Source organism: Thiobacillus denitrificans (assembly GCF_001530125.1).
Taxonomy (GTDB): Bacteria; Pseudomonadota; Gammaproteobacteria; order Burkholderiales; family Thiobacillaceae; genus Thiobacillus; species Thiobacillus denitrificans_C.
In genome coordinates this window covers 53728-72583 of the sequence record NZ_LDUG01000033.1, presented here as the reverse complement: position 1 = coordinate 72583, position 18856 = coordinate 53728, and the positions used below count along the sequence as shown (strand labels likewise).

Below are 18856 nucleotides of genomic sequence, written 5' to 3'. Positions count from 1 at the left end.
CCCCAGCGCTTCATATCGAAACCCTGGCGTGTCGCGGTCAGCTCGCCGACTTGAAAAGCCCCAGGCCGTCGCGCGCCAGTAGCGCGGCACCGTAGGCCGCTTCGGTGTGGATGGCGCGTGCCACCGGCACGCCGAGCAGGCGCTGGCGGATGCGTGTCCAGGCAGGATTGCGGGCACCGCCACCGGCGGTTTCGACCCGGCGCAGCGGCGAGGCGCCGAATTCGGCCAGCAGGCCATAGCCGCGCGCCTCGATACGGGCCAGGCTTTCCAGCAGGCCGTGCAGGAATTCGGCGTCGTCGGCCGGGCGCGGCGTGAGAAGCGGCGAAAGCTGCGGGTCCTTGACCGGGAAGCGTTCGCCGGGTTTCGGCAGCGGCAGGTAGTCGAGCAAGCTGACGACGGTGGGATCGATTTTTTCGCTGAGTGCGGCCAATTGGCGGTCGTCGAAAAACTGCCGCAGCACCGCGCCGCCTGAATTAGAGGCGCCGCCCGCCAGCCAGCGCGCACCGAACCAGTGGCTGTAGACGCCGTGCTCGGTCGATTCCACCCGGGTGTCGGACAGCAGTTTCAGCACCAGCGTGCTGCCGAGCGAGGTGACGGCGTCGCCGCTGTGAGTGACGCCAGCGGCCAAAAATGCGGCGATGGAATCGGTGGTGCCGGCGTGCACCCTGCAGCCGGGGTGAACGCCCAGATAGCGGGCGCGTGAGCGGGACACCGTGGCGATTGGGGTGCCCGGCGCAACGGGCGTCGGCAGGGTGCCGGCATCGGCCAGGGAATCCACCCACGCCGGCCATTTCAGCGTATCGAGGTCGAGCCCCATTTTTAACGCATTGTGGTAGTCGGAAACGCCAGCGCGCTCGGTCAGCAGGCCCGAGAGCCAGTCGGCCTGGTTGAGATAAAGCCGCGCCCCGGTCAGGCCGAGCCGTTTTTTCAGCCACAGCACCTTGGCCAGCCCCGAGGTGACGGCGGCGGCGGGGTGGCCCGGAGTGGCGGTTTTCGCGATCAGCTTCGCTTCGTCGACCGCGCGGTCGTCGTTGTACAGCAGCGGCGGGTGGCGCGGCGCAAGCGCCTCGTCGCAGGCGAGCACGGTGCCGGAGGTGCCATCGAGCGCGATATCCGACAGCTGCGTGCGAATCGCGGGGGGCAGCGCCGTGACCAGATCCCACAGCGCCTCGCGCCAGATGCCGGCGCGCTCGAACTCGGCGAGTTCGCCGAAATCGCGCGCGTCCTCGGCAATAAGCTTACCTTCGGCGTCGATTACGCAGCTGCGCGCGCCGCTGGTGCCGAAGTCAATTCCAATAAAATACAATGGATTATCCGCGTGTGTTCGACTGATGCTCGAACTGCGTAAGGTCGACGCGCGGGGCCGGCGCCCAGCCTTTCTTGCGGTGCTCGGCCACCACATTGGTGAAGATGCCGCCGCGCACGTAGAACTTGGCGGTGAGCCGCATGAAGCGCGGCTTCGTCACTTTGACCAGGTCATCGAGGATGCGGTTGGTGACGTCCTCGTGGAAATGGCCTTCCTCGCGAAAGCTCCACATATAGAGCTTCAGGCTCTTGAGCTCGACGCAGGTCTTGTCGGGGATGTAGTCGAGAATCAAGGTGGCGAAATCGGGCTGCCCCGTCTTGGGGCAAAGGCACGTGAATTCAGGGACTTCCATGTGAATGTGAAAGTCACGCCCAACTTTGGGGTTGGGAAAGGTTTCCAGGGTTTTGGTAGGCGTGGAGGGCATATGGGGCTCGGTGTAGAATGTGACGAAATCAGACGCCGCCAAGGAACTCCTGAACAAACCTGAATCTTTGTCATTGCGAGCGAAGCGCGGCAATCCAGCGTATCAATATAAATAAAGGCCTTTTTGGATTGCCACGTCGCTACGCTCCTCGCAATGACGGCTTGCTCAGAACTTCCCTAACTACGCGTTGAGACGACACCCATTATAAAAGCTTAGGTCCGCTGTCTTGCGTTTAACCCACATCAAACTTGCCGGATTCAAGAGTTTCGTCGATCCCACCGTCATTCCCGTCCCCGCGCAGCTGACCGGCGTGGTGGGGCCGAACGGCTGCGGCAAGTCGAACGTGATCGACGCGGTGCGCTGGGTGCTCGGCGAATCGTCGGCCAAGAATCTGCGCGGCGAAACCATGCAGGACGTGATCTTCAACGGTTCCGCCAGCCGCAAGCCATCGTCGCGCGCCTCGGTCGAGCTGGCGTTCAACAACGAGCTCGGCCGCGCTGCCGGCCAGTGGTCGCAATACGCCGAGATTGCGGTCAAACGCGTGCTCGACCGCAGCGGCGACTCCACCTATTACATCAACAACATGCGGGTGCGGCGGCGCGACGTTGCCGACTTGTTCTTGGGCACCGGGGTCGGCGCGCGTGCCTACGCCATTATCGAGCAGGGTATGATCTCGCGGCTGATCGAGGCCAAGCCGGAGGAACTGCGCGGCTACCTTGAAGAAGCCGCGGGCGTATCCAAATACAAGGAACGCCGCAAGGAAACCGAATCCCGGCTGAAGGACGCGCGCGACAACATGAATCGCGTCGAGGACATCCAGCGCGAACTCAAGACCCAGGTCGCAAAGCTTGCCGCGCAGGCCGAAGTCGCCCAGCACTACCGCAGCCTGCAGGCCGACCTGACCTTTTCACAGCATCGCCTGTGGTTTGCCCGCAAGCACGACGCCGCCCAGCAGCGTGCGCGCATCGACAAGGATCTGGTCGAGGCGCAGAGCCGGCTGGAAGCCGAAACCGCACGGCTGCGCCATATCGAATCCGAGCTGGAAACCGCGCGCCAGACCCAGTTTGCCGGGCAGGACACGCTGAACACTGTGCAGGCCACGTATTACCAGGCGCAATCCGAAGTCGCGCGCATCGAGCAGACCATGGCGCACCAGAACGCCACCCGCGATCGGCTGTATCGCCAGGTGCAGGACCTGGGCGCGCGCATGGCGTCGCAGCAGGCGCGCCACACCACCACGCTTGAGGCACTGAACGAGGTGAACGCGCAGCAGCCCGGCCTTGAGGCCGCGCTGGTTGACGCCGAGGCCGCCGCGCGCCAGGCCACCGACAGCACGCTGCCGCAGAAGGAAGCGGCGCTGCGCGAGGCGCAGCAGGGCGTGGGCGAGGCGCAGCGCGTGGTGTCGCAAGCCGAGCAGGCGCGCCAGGTCGACGAAAACAGCCTCGGCCATACCAAGCGCCAGCTCGAACAACTGGACGCGCGCCAGCGCAGGCTCGCCCAGGAACAGGCGCAGCTGCCGCGTACCGATACGGCCGGTCTGGCGAAGAAGCAGGTCGAACTTGAAGAACTGGCGCAAACATTAACGACCGCGCAGGCCGGACTCAAGGAAGCCGAGACCGCCTTGCCCGAACTCGACGCCGCGCGCACCCAGCACACGCGCGAACTCGAAGCCGCGCGCCGCGCCCTGCACCAGACCGAAGCCGAACTTGCTGCGCTGAAAAAACTGCAGGAGAGCCTCAAGGCCGACGAAAAACTCGGCGCCTGGCTGCGTAGCCGCGGCCTGGATGCTGCGCCGCGCCTGTGGGAAAAACTGCGCGTCGCCCCAGGCTGGGAAGCGGCGGTCGAAGCGGTGCTGAGGGAACGCCTGCAGGCGGTGGCGGCCGATGCGCAGCCTGGATGGTTTGCCGATGCACCGCCGGCACGGCTCACGGTATGGGCCGGGAATGGCGCTGCGGCTTTGGCTGCACCGGAAGGGCTGGCCAGCAAGATCGACACTGACGATGCCGCCGCGCGCGCGGCTTTGGGCGATTGGCTCACCGGCGTCTACTGGGCCGATGACGTGGACGCCGCGCAGGCCCGCTGCACCAGCCTCGCGGCCGGCGAATGCGTGGTCACCCCGCAAGGCCACCTGTTCAGCCGCCACAGCGTCACCTTCCATGGCTCGCACACGGCGGTGGAAGGCATTCTCGCGCGCGGGCGTGAACTCGAAAGGCTGACGGTGGATGCCGTGCAACTGCGCGAAGACGTGGCGCGGCTCGACGCCGCCTACGCCGAGACGCAGCAGCGCTGCCTGGAACGTCAGCGCGAGGTCCAGGCGCTGCGCGCGCAGACCGGCCAGACGCAAAGCCGCCACCACACCGCGCAGATGGAACTGCTGCGCCTGCAGCAGGCGGTGGAGCGGGTGCAGAGCCGGGCGACGCAGATCGCCCAGGAACTGGACGAGGTCACTCGCCTGCTGACCAGCGAGCGCGCCACGCTGGACACCCTGGAAACCCGCCTCAAGGAGTATCGCACGCAGGGCGAAGCCGCCCGCGAGGCGCTGTACGCTGCGCGCCAGCAGCGCGACCAGGCCGACCGCGCCGTGTTCGAGGCGCGCGAACTGCAGCGCGCGGCCGAGCGGCGGCATCAGGAAGCGGGCTTCGCGCTCACCACCTGCACCAACAAGCTCAAGGAGCGCAGCGAAACGCTGGCCCGCATCGACCAGGAAATCGCGGACGACGAAACCCGCCTGACCCAGGCGCGCGACGAACTGGCGCGCCTGCCGGCCGATGCCCTCGACGCCGAGCTGCAAGGTGCCCTGACCGCGCGCATCGAGGCCGAAACCGCGCTGGCCGCCGCGCGCGACACGCTGGAAGGCCTGACTGCCCAGTTGCGCAGCCACGACGAGGCGCGCATGGCGTGCGAGCAGGGGCTCGACCCGCTGCGCCGCATCATCGAGCAACTGAAGCTCAAGGATCAGGAAGCCATGTTGCTGCAGTCGCAGTTCGAACTGCAGCTGCGCGAGGCGGCGGCCGACGAGGCCAGCCTCGAATCGGGCCTGACCGACAGCCCCAAACCCGCCCAGTTGCAGGCGCAGATCAGCCGCCTGCAGACCGAGATCGCCGCGCTGGGCGCCGTCAACCTGGCCGCGCTGGATGAACTGACCCAGGCGCAGGAACGCAGCGAATATCTCGCCGCGCAATGCGCCGACCTGCTGGAGGCCGTCACCACGCTGGAAGCTGCCATCCAGCGCATCGACCAGGAATCGCGCGCCAAGCTCAAGGCAACCTTCGACACCGTCAACCAGCATATGGGCGAGTTGTTTCCGCAGCTGTTCGGCGGCGGTCAGGCGCGGCTCATCCTCACCGGCGACGAACTGCTCGACGCCGGCGTGCAGGTCTTCGCCCAGCCGCCCGGCAAAAAAAACGCCTCCATTCACCTGCTGTCCGGCGGCGAAAAAACCCTCACCGCGCTGTCGTTGGTGTTCGCCATGTTCAAGCTCAACCCGGCGCCGTTCTGCCTGCTCGACGAAGTCGATGCCCCACTCGACGACGCCAACACCGAGCGCTACTGCAAGCTGGTCAAGGCGATGTCCGAGCATACGCAGTTCCTCTTCATCACCCACAACCGCGTCACCATGGAAATGGCCCAGCACCTCGCCGGTGTCACCATGCAGGAACCGGGGGTGTCGCGCATCGTCGCGGTCGATGTGGAAGAGGCGGTGGGGATGGTCGAAGCGGCCTGAGTGGGCTTCTGTCGATCAAAGACTTGCGAAAAAAGCAGTGAGTTGATTAAACGCCATCTTGCAGGCCGTTATCGGCCAGGAACGGGCCGTCAGGATTGTCAACGCGATAGTCCGGTTGGGACTGGATTAGGCCATTCAGAAACGGAAAATTATTCAACAAACGGTGGTTCTTGCGACGTGTCCTGATGGCATAGACAAAACCGTGCGAAAAGCCGCGTATTCCGGCGAAAACCGCCACCTGTTCCAGTTCAAACCCGCCATCCTCAGCAGCGAATTCGTACTTCCGTCACGCAGTCTCCATCCAGGTCCCCCAGCTTACATGCAGACAAGAAATTGGCCGTTGATGACGAGAAGGTTCAGCCCGGGGTTGCAACGAACTCGGCATCTGCGGTGGATTTGTCAATCCTGACCTGCATCACGCAATAGGCGTCTCTTTCCATGGGCTCAATGGGGCAGCCGCAGCACGGAACAATCTCGGTAAAAAAGATCCCCACCTTACACTGGATAGCAACGCCTACATCTACAGCACGCAAGACCATGATCGTGATGTGTCCGTTATCCACATATCCGCCCATGTCAAGTCCATGGGACAAAGGCAGCGAATCTATGCCAAGATTTCGGATCTCAATTTTAAGAGTCTGTTCAAAGGCGTCGGTGTTCCACGCACTTAGAGCCTTGGGGAGCTTAAACATGCCTGGTCACTCGTCAAAAAACTCATCAGTGAGGGGTGCCATCGTCATTCTCGGAATTCTGGCCTTACAGTTGGGATAAGCCTGCTCCACGGTGACTCTGACGTAGCGCAAGGCGAGAGGCCACAATTCTGCATACGCATTCTTGTCCTCAATGATTTCCGCCGCCCCGTTCACCCGCGCCCTGGATCGGGTCTGGAAGTCCACGAAAAGCATGCCAATGTGAGGATTGACCAGAATATTACCGAGAGAGTTGTAGAGGTTGTTGCCGCTGTAGTCGGGGAACACGATGGTCTTAGGGCCAAGCACCTTGAGCAGGGGATAAGGTTGGCCGGAGACATTGAACTCGCGCCCCCTAAAGCTGCAATCGCATTGGCCGCAGTTGTTGGACGTTGCGATGAAGAAGAATGGCTGGCTCTCCAGGAATCTGGCCCATGACGGAGCGATTTGATCCTGGATCATGGCGCTCAGGTTGGCGTCATTCCAGGGTTGTCTGGCACAGAAGCGTCGCTGAGCCTCTAATTCCCCCTCATGGAGGATGTCCTCTTTATTCTTGATCTGCATTCAAATTCCTTTCTAAGGGGCAGTCGGTCACAGCCTCAGCCGCTGCACGATACGGCCATGAAGAATGTGTTCATGGAGGATTTCACGCACATCATCCTCGTCGACAAAGGTGTACCAGACACCCTCTGGGTAAATGACAAGGACTGGCCCCTCGTTGCATCTGCCAAGGCAGCCGGAGCTGTTTTGTGTATCTCTATTAATTCACCTCCTTATTTCAAACAAACGCCGTTGTTTTTAATTGGCTCTTTCACCGTTATTTGTTGATCCCAACAAGTAATTTCAGATTCCCGTTTGATAACAGGTGGTTACGTAGAGGAACCAAAAACCATGTTTCCCAATAAATTCAATTGGTTGCATGTTCGCCAACAGCTAACGGTGAAAGAGCCTTTTAATTTAAGAAAAAATAATTACAGCAGTTCTTTGATTGAGCCGCACATCCACCTCAGCGGAGCCGGATCGCCGAAGATGTTGAGCCAGAGAATGGCTCCTTCGAGTTGAGAAACGGCATCCTCGGCTAGACGCCGCGCAACGGGAGCGCCGTGACGTGAAACCAGAACACTCTCAAATGCGCGACGCCACCGTCGGAAGAAGGACTGAATCTGGCTTTTGGCCTGTGTTGTGTCCTGCATCGCTTCCATGGACAGATGCGCCATTACACAGGCTTTGTTTTCTATAAAGTAGCCTTCTATGGCAGAGACCATCGCTTCGAGCCTTTGCTTCTCGCTCATGCTTTCAGAGTGCGCCAGCGAAAAAACGGCCTTCTCGAAATGGTCGGACAAGCGATCAATCGAGCTGATTAGTATCGCTTCCTTGCTCGGAAAGTGATGATAGATGCTTCCCTTGAGCAGGCCAGAAGCCTTGCCGATATCCGCCATCGACATACTCTTGTAACCCTTGGCTCTGAACAGGGACAAGGCGTTATCAAGGATAGATTCCGGGTCGGTCTTCTTCATTGTCAATACCAAACGTTTGTTTGCCTAAATCTTGCTGGCTGGCAGAGGCCATATCAAGTGTTTTGTTGGCGACAGTGTTTTATTGGCGCAATCAAACATGCCTGTGCGGGCCACTTGCCAAAATTTGCCAAACTGCCTAGCATCAAGCCATGAGCACGATGAACATTTCCCTGCCCGACTCGCTCAAGACCTTCGTCGACGAACAGGTCTCGCAGCGCGGCTACGGCACCAGCAGCGAATACGTGCGCGAACTGATCCGCAAGGATCAAGAGCGCCAGCATTTACGCGGTCTGCTGCTTGAAGGCGCGGCCTCCGCACCGGCCGGCCCGGCGGACGCCTCGTATTTCGAGGGCTTGCGTCGCCGCGTCGGCGGACACGGCGGTTGAAAGTAAAGCCCATCATCCCGCGTGCGCTTGCCAACCGGGATGTGGACGAGGCCATCGCCTGGTATCTGAATGAGAATGCGGCGCAGGCGGCGCTTGGTCTGGTCGATGCGCTGGAACGCGCGTATTCGCATATCGCCCGTCATCCGGCCACGGGCTCGGCGCGATACGCGCTTGAACTGAATCTCCCCGGGCTGAGAAGCTGGCCGCTGAAAACTTACCCCTATCTGGTTTTCTATGTCGAGCGTGCCGACCACATCGATGTCTGGCGGGTGCTGCATAGCCAGCGAGATATTCCGGCGTGGTTGCTGGACGAATCGACCGGCATTGCCGGCGACTGATGGCAATAGCCGGCGCGATCATGGACAATCCTTTCTTCAACGTACTGCTTGTAATCTCCCATGCTTGATATCCAGCTGCTGCGCAAAGACGCAGCCCTCGTAGCCGAGCGCCTGGCGGCGCGCGGTTTTGTGTTCGATGCGGTGCGCTTCGACGCGCTGGAAGCCGAACGCAAGACGATCCAGACCCGCACCCAGGAGGCGCAGAGCCGCCGCAACACCCTGTCGAAGCAGATCGGCATGCTGAAGGGCAAGGGCGAGGACACCACGGCGGTGATGGCCGAGGTGGCGGGGCTGGGCGATGAGCAGAAGCAGCTCGAAGCGCGCTTGTCCGAATTGCAGGCCGAACTCAGCGATTTCCTGATGGGGGTGCCGAACCTGCCACACGAATCGGTGGCGCACGGCTTGGACGAAACCGCCAACGTCGAGGTGAGCCGCTGGGGCACGCCGAAGCGCTTCGATTTCCCGATGCGCGACCATGTCGATCTGGGCGAAGGGCTGGGGCAGCTCGATTTCGCTGCGGCGGTGAAGATCACCGGCAGCCGCTTTTCGGTGATGAAGGGGGGGCTGGCGCGGCTGCACCGGGCGCTCGCGCAGTTCATGCTCGATGTGCACACCAACGAGCACGGCTACACCGAGGTCTACGTGCCTTATCTGGTGAACGCAGATTCGCTGCGCGGTACTGGGAACTTGCCGAAGTTCGAGGAAGATTTATTCCAGGTCCCGCGCCCGGACGCCGACAAGCTCTATCTCATTCCCACCGCCGAAGTGCCGGTGACCAACCTGCTGCGCGACGAGATCGTCGCCGCCGAAGCGCTGCCGCTGAAGTTTGTCGCCCACACGCCGTGCTTCCGCTCGGAAGCCGGCTCCTACGGCCGCGACACCCGCGGCATGATCCGCCAGCATCAGTTCGACAAGGTGGAACTGGTGCAGATGGTGCGCCCGGAGGATTCCTACGCTGCGCTGGAAAGCCTGACGTCACACGCCGAGACGATCCTGCAGAAGCTTGGCCTGCCTTACCGCAAAATGGCGCTGTGCAGCGGCGACATGGGCTTTTCGGCGGCCAAGACCTACGACCTGGAAGTGTGGCTGCCGGCGCAGAACACCTACCGCGAAATCTCCTCCTGCTCCAATTTCGAGGCCTTCCAGGCGCGCCGCATGCAGGCGCGTTTCAAAGTGGGGCAGGGCAAACCGGAACTGCTGCATACGCTGAATGGCTCGGGGCTGGCGGTGGGGCGCACGCTGGTGGCGATCCTGGAAAACTACCAGAATGCCGACGGCAGCGTGACCGTGCCGGAAGCGTTGCGCCCGTGGATGGGCGGCGTGGACAGGCTGACGCCCGCCTGAGTCGGGTCAGCCCGGTGCGGCCAGCCCATCCTCGCTGCTTCCCAGATTGATCAGCGGGTTGAACTCCGGTTCCAGCCGCAGCAGGATGTCGTAATAGTTGCGGATGTTCTCGGCAAAGTGCAGGGCTTCGCCGCCGCGGGCGTAGCCGTAGCGCATCACTTTCGAATAGGTGCCGCGGCCCAGATACGGCAGCGCTTCCTTAACATCGACCCAGTTGTCCGGATTGCCGCCGCGCGCCTGCGCGATGCGGCGCGCATCTTCCATGTGCCCCTGTCCCTGGTTGTAGGCGGCCAGCGCCAGCCAGGTGCGGTCGGGTTCGGGGATGCGGGCGGGCAGGCTGTCTTTCATCAGTGCCAGATAGCGCGCGCCGCCCAGGATGCTCTGGCGGGGGTCGAGGCGGTTGGAAACGCCCATGCGGTCGGCCGTTTGCCCGGTCAGCATCATCAGGCCGCGCACCCCGGTCGGCGAGGTGGCCATGGAATTCCACTGCGACTCCTGATAACCGATCGCGGCCAGCAGGCGCCAGTCAATGCCGGTGAGCGTCTGCGCCTCGTGAAAATGCTGGCGCAGTCCGGGCAGCCGCTGCGGACGGCGCTGCAGAATGCCGAGGATATCGCCGCTGTCCAGTTTCCTGACGTGGCCGAAATAGCGCTCGTAAATGCGCTTGATGGTGCCGTCCTTGCGCGCCTGCTCGACAAAGCGTGCCAGCGCATTGCGCAGCGCCTGCGAACTGCGGGGCGGCAACGCCCACACGATTTGTTGCGTGTCGCCGATGTCGAACGCCACGGCCAGGCCGGGGTAGACATTGCGCATCGGGTCGAAATCCATGCCGTTGATCACCACCGCGTCGTACTTGCCAGCCTGCAACTGCGCCAGCAGTTCCTCCGGCCAGACATTCTCAAGCGCCGCCCAGCTGAGGCCAGGGTGCTTGCGCTTCTGGCGCATCAGGATGGGGGTGTGCCCGGCACCGATAATCAGCGCCAGCCTCTTGTCCGACAGGTCGGCCATGCTGCGCGGTTGCTTGTCGCTGGTGCGATACACGATATGGACCGGGGTCTCGAACAGAACAGGCCCGGCAATCAGATGGCGATCCTTGACGACAGCACGCGGCAGGGCCGCCGCCGCCAGGTGAATATGATGGCTGTCGAGCAGTTCGAACAATGCTTCAGGGCGGGATTTTTCCGTCCAGTCGAGCGACCAGTTCTGCGATTGGCTGAAGGCCCGGATCAAGTCGTGCTCGAACCCGGCGGGCTCGCCGTTGGGGGCGATGTAGTAGGTGGCCGGGCTGTTGCGCGCGCCGACCCGCAACTCGCCGCTGATTTCCGGCGGCGGCACCGGCTGGCTGCAGGCAGCCAGTGCCAGGCTCAATGCAAGCGCGGCGCCCCTCCCGAGACAAGCCATTATTTTTTTGACTGGCATGGCCACAGTCTGCCCGAGTGTGAAATTTTCGTCCAGCAAACCGCGCGGCTCGGTTACAATACGCGCCGCCGGAGAGGTGGCAGAGTGGTCGAATGTACCTGACTCGAAATCAGGCGTAGGTGCAAGCCTACCGTGGGTTCGAATCCCACCCTCTCCGCCATCTAACACCAAACCCCCAACGCCTACCCCCGGCGTATCGCTGTATTGAAAAAGCTGGCGTATCGCCAAGCGAATCCCTCAAGACCCACTCCCGCACTACGTTGGAAAAATGCTTTTCCGCGATTCGACAGGCCCCTCTGGCAGGCAGGCCCCGCCGACATCGTGTGGCTATCGCTTGGCGAGATTGCGGAGACGTTCGCCCGCACCGCCGCGAAACAGGGCGCGCGGCGAAGATAAGCATTCCCGCTGAGGCGTAGCACTGCGGGGAATCCGATTGCACCAGTGCAATTCATACCCGTGGCCGAGGGCTCATCGTCCCGATCCGCAAGGGGGTGAAAACGGCATGCGTGCAGATGAAGCGCATGTGAGGCGCGGCCTGGTGGGCCGGTTCTGTGGCGAATGTCGCCTCGCGCCGGCGCGCTTGTATCTTCATTTCAGTTCCCACTTTGATGATGTGGTCACAAAAGTACTATTGCTGAAAAGATTCAGCGGAAAAACAATGCCTATACATAAACATTACAAACCAATAAACAAGAAGGCCATAAAATAAATTATTGGCGTAACGAGTAAGCTTGGCGGAGACGACCATGAAGCACGCATCGCCCCTTTACGCTGTCCTCCTTCCGAATTGCTTGGCAGCGTGTCTCCGCCCCAACGTACCCCAAGCCAGGACTAAGGAAACACTGATTAATTCGATATAGCCGTCATTGCGAGCGAAGCGCGGCAATCCAGCGCATTGATTAAGCAGGCTTTCTGGATTGCCGCGTCGCTTCGCTCCTCGCAAAGACGGATTAATCAGCGTCTCTCTAAGCTGATGTGAAAGCCGCTCAGCCGGGCGGCTTTCACGCATGGCTTGCATCACCCCTGTAGTTCAAAACAGCATCACACAAGCAAAAGGAGAAGACCATGGAGCGTAGAGGGTTCTTGAAGGCCGGAACGGCCGGGTTTGCCAGCTTGATGACGGGGACCGGCTTGTTGTCGTGGTCAACCCGTTCGGAAGCGGCCACCATCAGCAAGACGTTTTACATTACCGCCGGCACGCAGACGATGCCGGACGGCGTGTCGATTTACGTCAAGGGGTTCAGCGATTCGTCCGCCGACCTCAATATCCCGGCCACCCCGATCATTTGCCAGGAAGGCGACACGCTGGAGATCACGGTGATCAACCGCCTCGCGGTGACGCATAACTTCGTGATCGGCGGCCTCAAGGCAGGCGATGCGCCGCTGGCCAGCACCGGCGACATCGCGGGGGGTGGCAGCAAGACCATCACCTACACCATCCCCACCGGCAAAGCAGGCTCCTACCTGTTTTACGACAACAAGACGAACTACAACGTCTTCCTCGGTCTGCACGGCGGGCTGGCGATCATGCCGGCGGGCAAGACCAATCAGATGTATTCGGGCAGCCCGACGTTCAAGAAGCAGACATTCTGGATCTTCAACGACATCGATCCGGCGCTGAACAAGGCGGTGCAGGATGGCACGGCCATTCCCACCAGTTTCACCCCGCGTTACTTCACCATCAATGGCCTCACCTCGTTGCCGCCGGGCGCGCCGGGTCATGGCGATCCCACGCGCGACGCCCTGTTCGACACGCGTTCTCAGCTGGCGGGATATCTGGGCGACCGCACCCTCGTTCGCATGCTGAATGCGGGCATGTGTACGCATTCGATGCATGTGCATGCCAACCATATGGAGTGGCTAACCGATCGCGGTTCGGTGCGGCCCCAGGTGTGGAAGAAGGACACGATTCAGGTGCGCAACAAGCTGGGCAAGATCGACGCCATCTACCCGTTCGAGGCGCCGCCCGATGCCTATCCGCCGGTCACCACGGGGCATTTCCCCATGCACCTGCACGATGAGATGTCGCAGACCGCTGGTGGTGGCATGTACCAGTTCGGCGCGATGACCGAAATCGTATTCAAATAAAAAATCGAGGAGACTGACAAATGAGCGATGCCTGCTATGTGTATCCGGATGCGCCGGCGACGCCGGGACGGGTCACGCCCGACGTGCTGTTCCGACGCGGCATCTACATGAACGGCTCGATGAGCTTCGACGACGGAAAATCGGTGACGATCTGGGGCTTTACCGACCTTGCGGCAGGGCAAGGGCAGGACGACGGGATGGGCGGCGGCTCCTTCCCGTCACCAGCGATCCGCGTGACCGAAGGGCAGATCGTCCATACCGAACTGACGGTGGGCATGATGTGGATGCATACCATCCATCATCACGGCATCGAGCCGAGCGAGGAGAACGACGGCGTCGGGCATTTTTCATGGGATGTCACGAATGGGACGTACACCTATCAGTGGCGGCCTTCTAGCGCGGGCACCTATTTCTATCACTGCCATACCAACACCCCGCTGCATGCGGAAATGGGCATGTATGGCGGGCTGATCGTGGATCCGAAGCCGGATCCGAACGATCCGGCGGGGACGCGGCGCGCCTTTGCCAACGGACCGATCTACGATGTGGAAGCGATCTGGGCGGCGGATGAAATCGACCCGGCCTGGCACAACCTGCCGTGGTATGCGGGCACCTGCGGCGGCGATGTCGGACTGAACAACCTCAATCCCAAGTATTTCATCATCAGCGGCGTGGACGGCGCGAGCTCTGCGCTGACCCATCCGGGCGTGGCGGTCGACATGACGCTCGGCCAGACCTTGCTGGCGCGCTATATCTGCGCCGGCTTCCATCCGCAAAAGATCGATTTCGGCGGCCTCACCGTTGATGTGGTGGCCTCCGACGGCCGCCCGCTGCCCGCAGTCTGGCAGACCCAGGCGATCGAGGCTCATTCGGCCGAGCGCTACGACTGCATCATCAAGCCGACTACCACCGGGACTTGGACCGTGACCGTCCAGTTCCTGCACTGGCGCACCGGCGCGGTGATGGGGACGGCGCGCACGCGCATCAACGTGACCTGAGCGCACGGCCATGCCAGGTTGAAAGGGGGGGCTTCCCCCCTTTTTTTTGGCATGGCCATCCTGTTTTCTGATTGATTTCGGTGCGACCTGAATGAATAAAGCAGCGCTGGTATTGCTGATCGCGGTGGCCGTCGGCGCAGGCGGTTTCTGGCTGGGAACCCGCCAGGCTTCATCCCCGCCCGCTTCCCTTGATGCTTTATCACAACCGGCCACCTCGGCTGCCGGGCAGACCTATGTGTGCCCGATGCACCCGCACATTGCCCAGGATCACGCCGGCGATTGCCCGATTTGCGGCATGGATCTGGTGGTGCTGAAGGATGCGTCCGGCGCGGTAGACAGCCAGATCCACGTCGACACCGCGACGCAGCAAAAGCTCGGCGTGCGCCTGGCGAAAGCAGAACGCGCCACCCTGACGCACGACATGCCCATCTACGGGACGCTGGTGGCCGATGAAAGCGCGGTGCTGCGCATTACCCCCAATGTAAGCGGCCTGCTGACGCGGCTGCATGTGAGCCGCGTCGGCCAGCGCATCGAGCGCGGCCAGCTGCTGTACGAGCTGTCCTCGCAGGAAGCCCTGGATCTCCAGTACGAATACATCGATATTCTGCGGCGCGGCTTGCCCGCCATGAACATGGCGACGGAACGGCGTGGGCAGAATCGCGTCATTCTGGAAAAAGCGCGTGACTACGATCCCGCCGAACTTGAGCAGGCCGAGCGCGGCGTCCGTCAGAGCGAGGAGCAGTTGAGGTCGATCCTGCAGCCGCTGGAGCGCGACCGCGCGCGAGTGAAGCTGCGTCTGCAGCAAATCGGCTTTAGCGACGCCATGCTGGACCGGCTGATCCAAACCGATGAGGCGCTCGGCGTGGTGCAGGCCCGGGCACAGCGCGACTGCGTGGTGCAGGCGGTGATGGCGCGGCCGGGCATGACGGTGGGCACCATGACCGAGATCCTGCACTGCGTCGACCCGGCGCACGCCCAGATCGAAATGGTGCTGTACCCGGACCAGCTCAACTGGGTGGAGGAGGGCAATGCCGTCACCCTGGTGTTTTCTGACGGCGAAACGATCAAGGCAAAGCTGCGTGGCCTGCATCCACTGCTGGACGAGACGACCCGCACGCTTCGGGTACGCATGCCGGTGACGCTCTCGCGCACGCCCAGGCTGGGCGAATATGCCCAGGTGACGATCCATGCCACGCCGCGCGAGGTGCTGTCGGTGCCGAAGAGCGCGGTGATGCGCAGCGGGCGCGGCAATTTTGTGATGCGCGCATTGGACAAGGGACATTTCATGCCGGTCAAGGTCGTCACCGGCATCGAGACCGCCGAGCGCATCGCGATTCGTGACGGGCTCGACGAGGGCGATCAGGTGGCGGTCAACGGCCTGTTCCTGCTGGATGCCGCCGCGTCCATTGCCGATAGCGCGCAGCGCATGCGCGCCAGCCAAGCCCCGGCGCAATGATGGCCGAAAACGGGATGGTCGTCCGCCTGATCGAATGGTCGCTGAAGAACCGCCTGCTGGTGCTGCTCGCCGGCATCGTGCTCGCCACGTCGGGCTATTTCAGCACGCGCCAGATCGCGCTGGACGCCATACCCGACCTGTCCGATGTGCAGGTCATCGTCAAGACATCGTACCCCGGCCAGTCCCCGCAAACGGTGGAGGACCAGGTCAGCTATCCACTGACCAGCGCCTTGCTCGCAGTGCCGAAATCCACCGCGGTGCGCGGCTTTTCCATGTTCGGGGAATCCTTCATCTACGTCATTTTCGAGGACGGAACCGACCCCTACTGGGCGCGCAGCCGGGTGCTGGAGTATCTGGCCCAGGCGCAGCCGCAGCTGCCCGAAGGCGTCCGCCCGACGCTGGGCCCTGATGCGTCCGGCGTCGGCTGGGTGTTCGAATATGCGCTGGTCGACCGCGAGAACCGCTATGACCTTGACCGGCTGCGCGCGGTGCAGGATTTCTTCCTGAAGGTCGAACTGCAGAACGTGCCCGGGGTGGCCGAAGTCGCCAGCGTCGGCGGCACGGTGCGGCAGTTCCAGATCGAGGTGGACCCCAACCGGCTGTCGCGTCACAACCTGAGCCTGCAGCAGATCGGGGACGCCGTGCGCGCCAGCAACGATGAAACCGGCGGGGCGGTGATGGAAATGGGCCACGCCGAATACATGGTGCGCGTCCGCGGCTACCTCAAATCGGTGGAGGATTTTGCGACCATCCCGCTTGGCACCGACGCAAAAGGCGTGCCGATCCGGCTGGGCGATGTGGCACATATCCAAACTGGCCCGGAAGCTCGCCGCGGGGTGACCGACCTCGACGGCGAGGGCGAGGTGGCGGGCGGCATCGTGGTGATGCGCTACGGCGAGAACGCGCTGGACACAATAGCCCGGGTCAAGCAGCGCCTGGAGGAACTCAAACCGGGGCTGCCGCCGGGCGTCGAACTGGTGGTGACCTACGACCGCTCAGGCCTGATCGGGCGCGCAGTCGACACCCTAGGCGGCAAGCTGATGGAGGAATCCATCGTCGTCGCGCTCGTCTGTCTCGTCTTCCTGTTCCACCTGCGTTCCGCGCTGGTGGTGGTGGTGACTTTGCCGCTGGGCATCCTGGCCGCCTTCGTCGTGATGCAGCAACAAGGCATTACCGCCAACATTATGTCGCTGGGCGGCATCGCCATCGCCATCGGCGCCATGGTCGACGCCGCCATCGTCATGATCGAGAACATGCACAAGCACCTGGAGCGCGCGGGCCCGGATTACGATGTCTGGGAGGTGGCACGCACAAGCGCGATCGAGGTCGGCCCGGCGTTGTTCTTCTCGCTGCTGGTCATCACCGTTTCCTTCCTCCCCGTGCTCACCCTCACCGGGCAGGAAGGCAAGCTGTTTGCGCCGCTGGCCTACACCAAGACCTATGCCATGGCTGCCGGCGCGGCGCTGGCGGTGACGCTGACGCCAGTGTTGATGGGCTATCTGGTCCGTGGTCGCATCACCCCGGAAACCCGGAATCCGGCTAACCGTTTTTTGCAGAACGCCTACCGCCCGCTGCTGCTGTGGGCGCTGCGGCGGCCGCGCGCCACGCTGCTGGTTGCCGCGCTGGCGCTGGCCAGCATCGCCTGGCCGGCGGGCAGGGCAGGCAGCGAGTTCATGCCGCCGCTGTATGAAGGCGACCTGCTTTACATGCCCACCACCTTGCCCGGGCTGTCGATCGACGAGGCCGCCCATATCCTGCAGATCACCGATCGGCTGATTCTTCAAATGCCGGAAGTCGAGCGCGTGTTCGGCAAGGCTGGGCGGGCCGACACCGCCACCGACCCGGCGCCGTTGTCCATGCTGGAAACCACCATCCTGCTGAAGTCACGTGACCAGTGGCCGCCCGGCTCCAGCGTCGAGGACCTCATCCGCAAGCTGGACGAGACGGTCAACCTGCCGGGGCTGACCAATTCCTGGGGCTATCCCATCCGCACCCGCATCGACATGCTGTCGACCGGCGTTCGCACCGCCGTCGGCGCCAAGATCACCGGGCCGGACCTTCAGGGTATTGTCGAGGTCGCACAGGCGATCGAGGCGGTGGTCCGCGAGGTGCCGGGCACCCGCAACGCGTTTGCCGAACGCGTGACCCGCGGGCGCTACATCGATATTGAGGTGAACCGCGCGAAGACGGCGCGCTACGGCATCCGGGTCGCCGATGTGCAGAACCTGGTGCGCACCGCGATCGGCGGCGACACCATCGGCAGGGTGGTCGATGGCCGCGAGCGCTATTCGATCAACCTGCGCTACCCGCGCGGCCACCGCGACTCGCTCGACGCGCTGGCCGCGAGCCGGGTCACCACGCCCGCCGGCTTGCACGTGCCGCTGGGCGAGATTGCGTCCGTGCGTGTCGTCGATGGGCCCGCTGAAATCAAGAGCGAAAACGGGCGGCTGGTCGGCTACGTCTACGTCGATATCGAAAGCAGCGACCAGGGCGGCTACGTCAAGGCGGCGAGGGCGGCAGTGGACCAGTCCGTCAAGCTGCCGCCCGGCTATGCGGTGGCGTGGACCGGCCAGTACATGCATATGCAGCACGCCAGGGACAGACTGATGTGGGTGGTGCCGCTCACCCTCCTGCTGGTGCTGCTGCTGCTGTACATGCACTTCCGCCATGCCGGCAAGGTCATGCTGGTGATGGCCTGCCTGCCGCTGTCGCTGGTGGGCGGCTTCTGGCTGATTTATGCGCTGGGCTACCCGCTTTCGGTCGCCGTGGCGGTCGGCTTCATCGCGCTGGCCGGCGTGGCCGCCGAGTTCGGCATCGTCATGCTGCTGTACCTGGACAACGCCATCGAGCGCTTTCGCCAGGCCGGCGAACTGAAAGACCGCGCGGCCCTGCACCAGGCCATCGTGGAAGGTGCCTTGCTGCGCATCCGCCCCAAGATCATGACCGTGTCCGTCATCATCGTCGGCCTGCTGCCGATCCTGTTCAGCCAGGGCACGGGGGCCGACGTCATGAAGCGCATCGCCGCCCCGCTGGTCGGCGGCATGGTGTCGGCCGCTTTGCTGTCGCTGATTCTGATTCCCGTGGTGTATTCGCTGTGGTACGGGAAAGCGCTTCCGGACGGTGAATAAGGCATCATGCCGGCGCCGGGCAGGTGCGTGATCATTCCG

The 18856-nt window shown here is 62.8% G+C and carries 15 protein-coding genes and 1 tRNA gene; 10 read left to right on the top strand and 6 right to left on the bottom strand.

The annotated features are described in order from the left end of the window. Window positions 1-37: 37 nt before the first annotated feature. The gene (locus tag ABW22_RS11675) at window positions 38-1306 is read right to left on the bottom strand and encodes an FGGY-family carbohydrate kinase (protein ID WP_059756699.1); all 1269 of its coding nucleotides are present in this window, start codon (window positions 1304-1306) and stop codon (window positions 38-40) included. A 4-nt stretch (window positions 1307-1310) separates the two neighbouring features. Then, the gene (queF, locus tag ABW22_RS11670; RefSeq protein WP_059756696.1) at window positions 1311-1730 is read right to left on the bottom strand and encodes a preQ(1) synthase; all 420 of its coding nucleotides are present in this window, start codon (window positions 1728-1730) and stop codon (window positions 1311-1313) included. Between the two features lie 226 nt (window positions 1731-1956). On the opposite strand from queF, the gene smc reads away from it, so the two are divergent. Beyond that, a complete protein-coding gene (gene smc / locus ABW22_RS11665) occupies window positions 1957-5454 on the top strand; it encodes a chromosome segregation protein SMC (protein ID WP_059756692.1) in 3498 nt (1165 codons plus the stop codon). A 356-nt stretch (window positions 5455-5810) separates the two neighbouring features. On the opposite strand, the gene ABW22_RS11655 is transcribed toward smc, so the two are convergent. Both ABW22_RS11655 and ABW22_RS11650 read right to left on the bottom strand, forming a co-directional pair. Beyond that, window positions 5811-6146 (bottom strand): hypothetical protein, encoded by a 336-nt coding sequence (locus tag ABW22_RS11655; protein WP_059756685.1) that lies wholly within the window; start codon window positions 6144-6146, stop codon window positions 5811-5813. A gap of 6 nt (window positions 6147-6152) precedes the next feature. After that, window positions 6153-6707 (bottom strand): pyridoxamine 5'-phosphate oxidase family protein, encoded by a 555-nt coding sequence (locus ABW22_RS11650; RefSeq protein ID WP_193393300.1) that lies wholly within the window; start codon window positions 6705-6707, stop codon window positions 6153-6155. Window positions 6708-6764: 57 nt separating this feature from the next. On the opposite strand from ABW22_RS11650, the gene ABW22_RS18345 reads away from it, so the two are divergent. Then, window positions 6765-6971, top strand: a complete 207-nt coding sequence (locus ABW22_RS18345; protein WP_157648619.1) for a hypothetical protein — start codon at window positions 6765-6767, stop codon at window positions 6969-6971. Window positions 6972-7114: 143 nt separating this feature from the next. On the opposite strand, the gene ABW22_RS11645 is transcribed toward ABW22_RS18345, so the two are convergent. Then, on the bottom strand, window positions 7115-7660 hold the full coding sequence (locus tag ABW22_RS11645; RefSeq protein WP_059756682.1) for a TetR/AcrR family transcriptional regulator: 546 nt from the start codon (window positions 7658-7660) through the stop codon (window positions 7115-7117). A 149-nt stretch (window positions 7661-7809) separates the two neighbouring features. On the opposite strand from ABW22_RS11645, the gene ABW22_RS11640 reads away from it, so the two are divergent. The 3 genes from ABW22_RS11640 to serS are packed head-to-tail and all read left to right on the top strand — an operon-like array spanning window position 7810 to window position 9728. Then, the gene (locus ABW22_RS11640) at window positions 7810-8046 is read left to right on the top strand and encodes a type II toxin-antitoxin system ParD family antitoxin (RefSeq protein WP_059756667.1); all 237 of its coding nucleotides are present in this window, start codon (window positions 7810-7812) and stop codon (window positions 8044-8046) included. Further along, the gene (locus ABW22_RS11635) at window positions 8043-8384 is read left to right on the top strand and encodes a type II toxin-antitoxin system RelE/ParE family toxin (RefSeq protein ID WP_059756664.1); all 342 of its coding nucleotides are present in this window, start codon (window positions 8043-8045) and stop codon (window positions 8382-8384) included. Before ABW22_RS11640 ends, ABW22_RS11635 begins: the two co-directional genes overlap by 4 nt. A 60-nt stretch (window positions 8385-8444) precedes the next feature. After that, complete coding sequence (gene serS / locus ABW22_RS11630) at window positions 8445-9728, top strand: serine--tRNA ligase (RefSeq protein WP_059756660.1); 1284 nt, start codon at window positions 8445-8447, stop codon at window positions 9726-9728. Window positions 9729-9734: 6 nt separating this feature from the next. Here the strand turns inward: serS and mltF are convergent, their stop codons facing one another. Continuing rightward, window positions 9735-11096 (bottom strand): membrane-bound lytic murein transglycosylase MltF, encoded by a 1362-nt coding sequence (gene mltF / locus ABW22_RS11625; RefSeq protein WP_237763328.1) that lies wholly within the window; start codon window positions 11094-11096, stop codon window positions 9735-9737. 121 nt (window positions 11097-11217) lie between these two features. On the opposite strand from mltF, the gene ABW22_RS11620 reads away from it, so the two are divergent. The 5 genes from ABW22_RS11620 to ABW22_RS11600 all read left to right on the top strand — a co-directional run bounded on the left by ABW22_RS11620 (window position 11218) and on the right by ABW22_RS11600 (window position 18817). Then, window positions 11218-11307 (top strand) — tRNA-Ser (locus tag ABW22_RS11620). A 905-nt stretch (window positions 11308-12212) separates the two neighbouring features. Continuing rightward, on the top strand, window positions 12213-13235 hold the full coding sequence (locus tag ABW22_RS11615; RefSeq protein WP_157648618.1) for a multicopper oxidase domain-containing protein: 1023 nt from the start codon (window positions 12213-12215) through the stop codon (window positions 13233-13235). A gap of 20 nt (window positions 13236-13255) precedes the next feature. Further along, the gene (locus ABW22_RS11610) at window positions 13256-14233 is read left to right on the top strand and encodes a multicopper oxidase domain-containing protein (protein WP_059756654.1); all 978 of its coding nucleotides are present in this window, start codon (window positions 13256-13258) and stop codon (window positions 14231-14233) included. Between the two features lie 91 nt (window positions 14234-14324). Next, entirely contained in the window at window positions 14325-15689 is a 1365-nt protein-coding gene (locus ABW22_RS11605) for an efflux RND transporter periplasmic adaptor subunit (RefSeq protein WP_059756650.1), read from the top strand. A gap of 14 nt (window positions 15690-15703) precedes the next feature. Next, window positions 15704-18817, top strand: coding sequence for an efflux RND transporter permease subunit (locus ABW22_RS11600; RefSeq protein WP_059756939.1), 3114 nt, complete (start codon window positions 15704-15706; stop codon window positions 18815-18817). The last annotated feature ends 39 nt before the right edge of the window (window positions 18818-18856 follow it).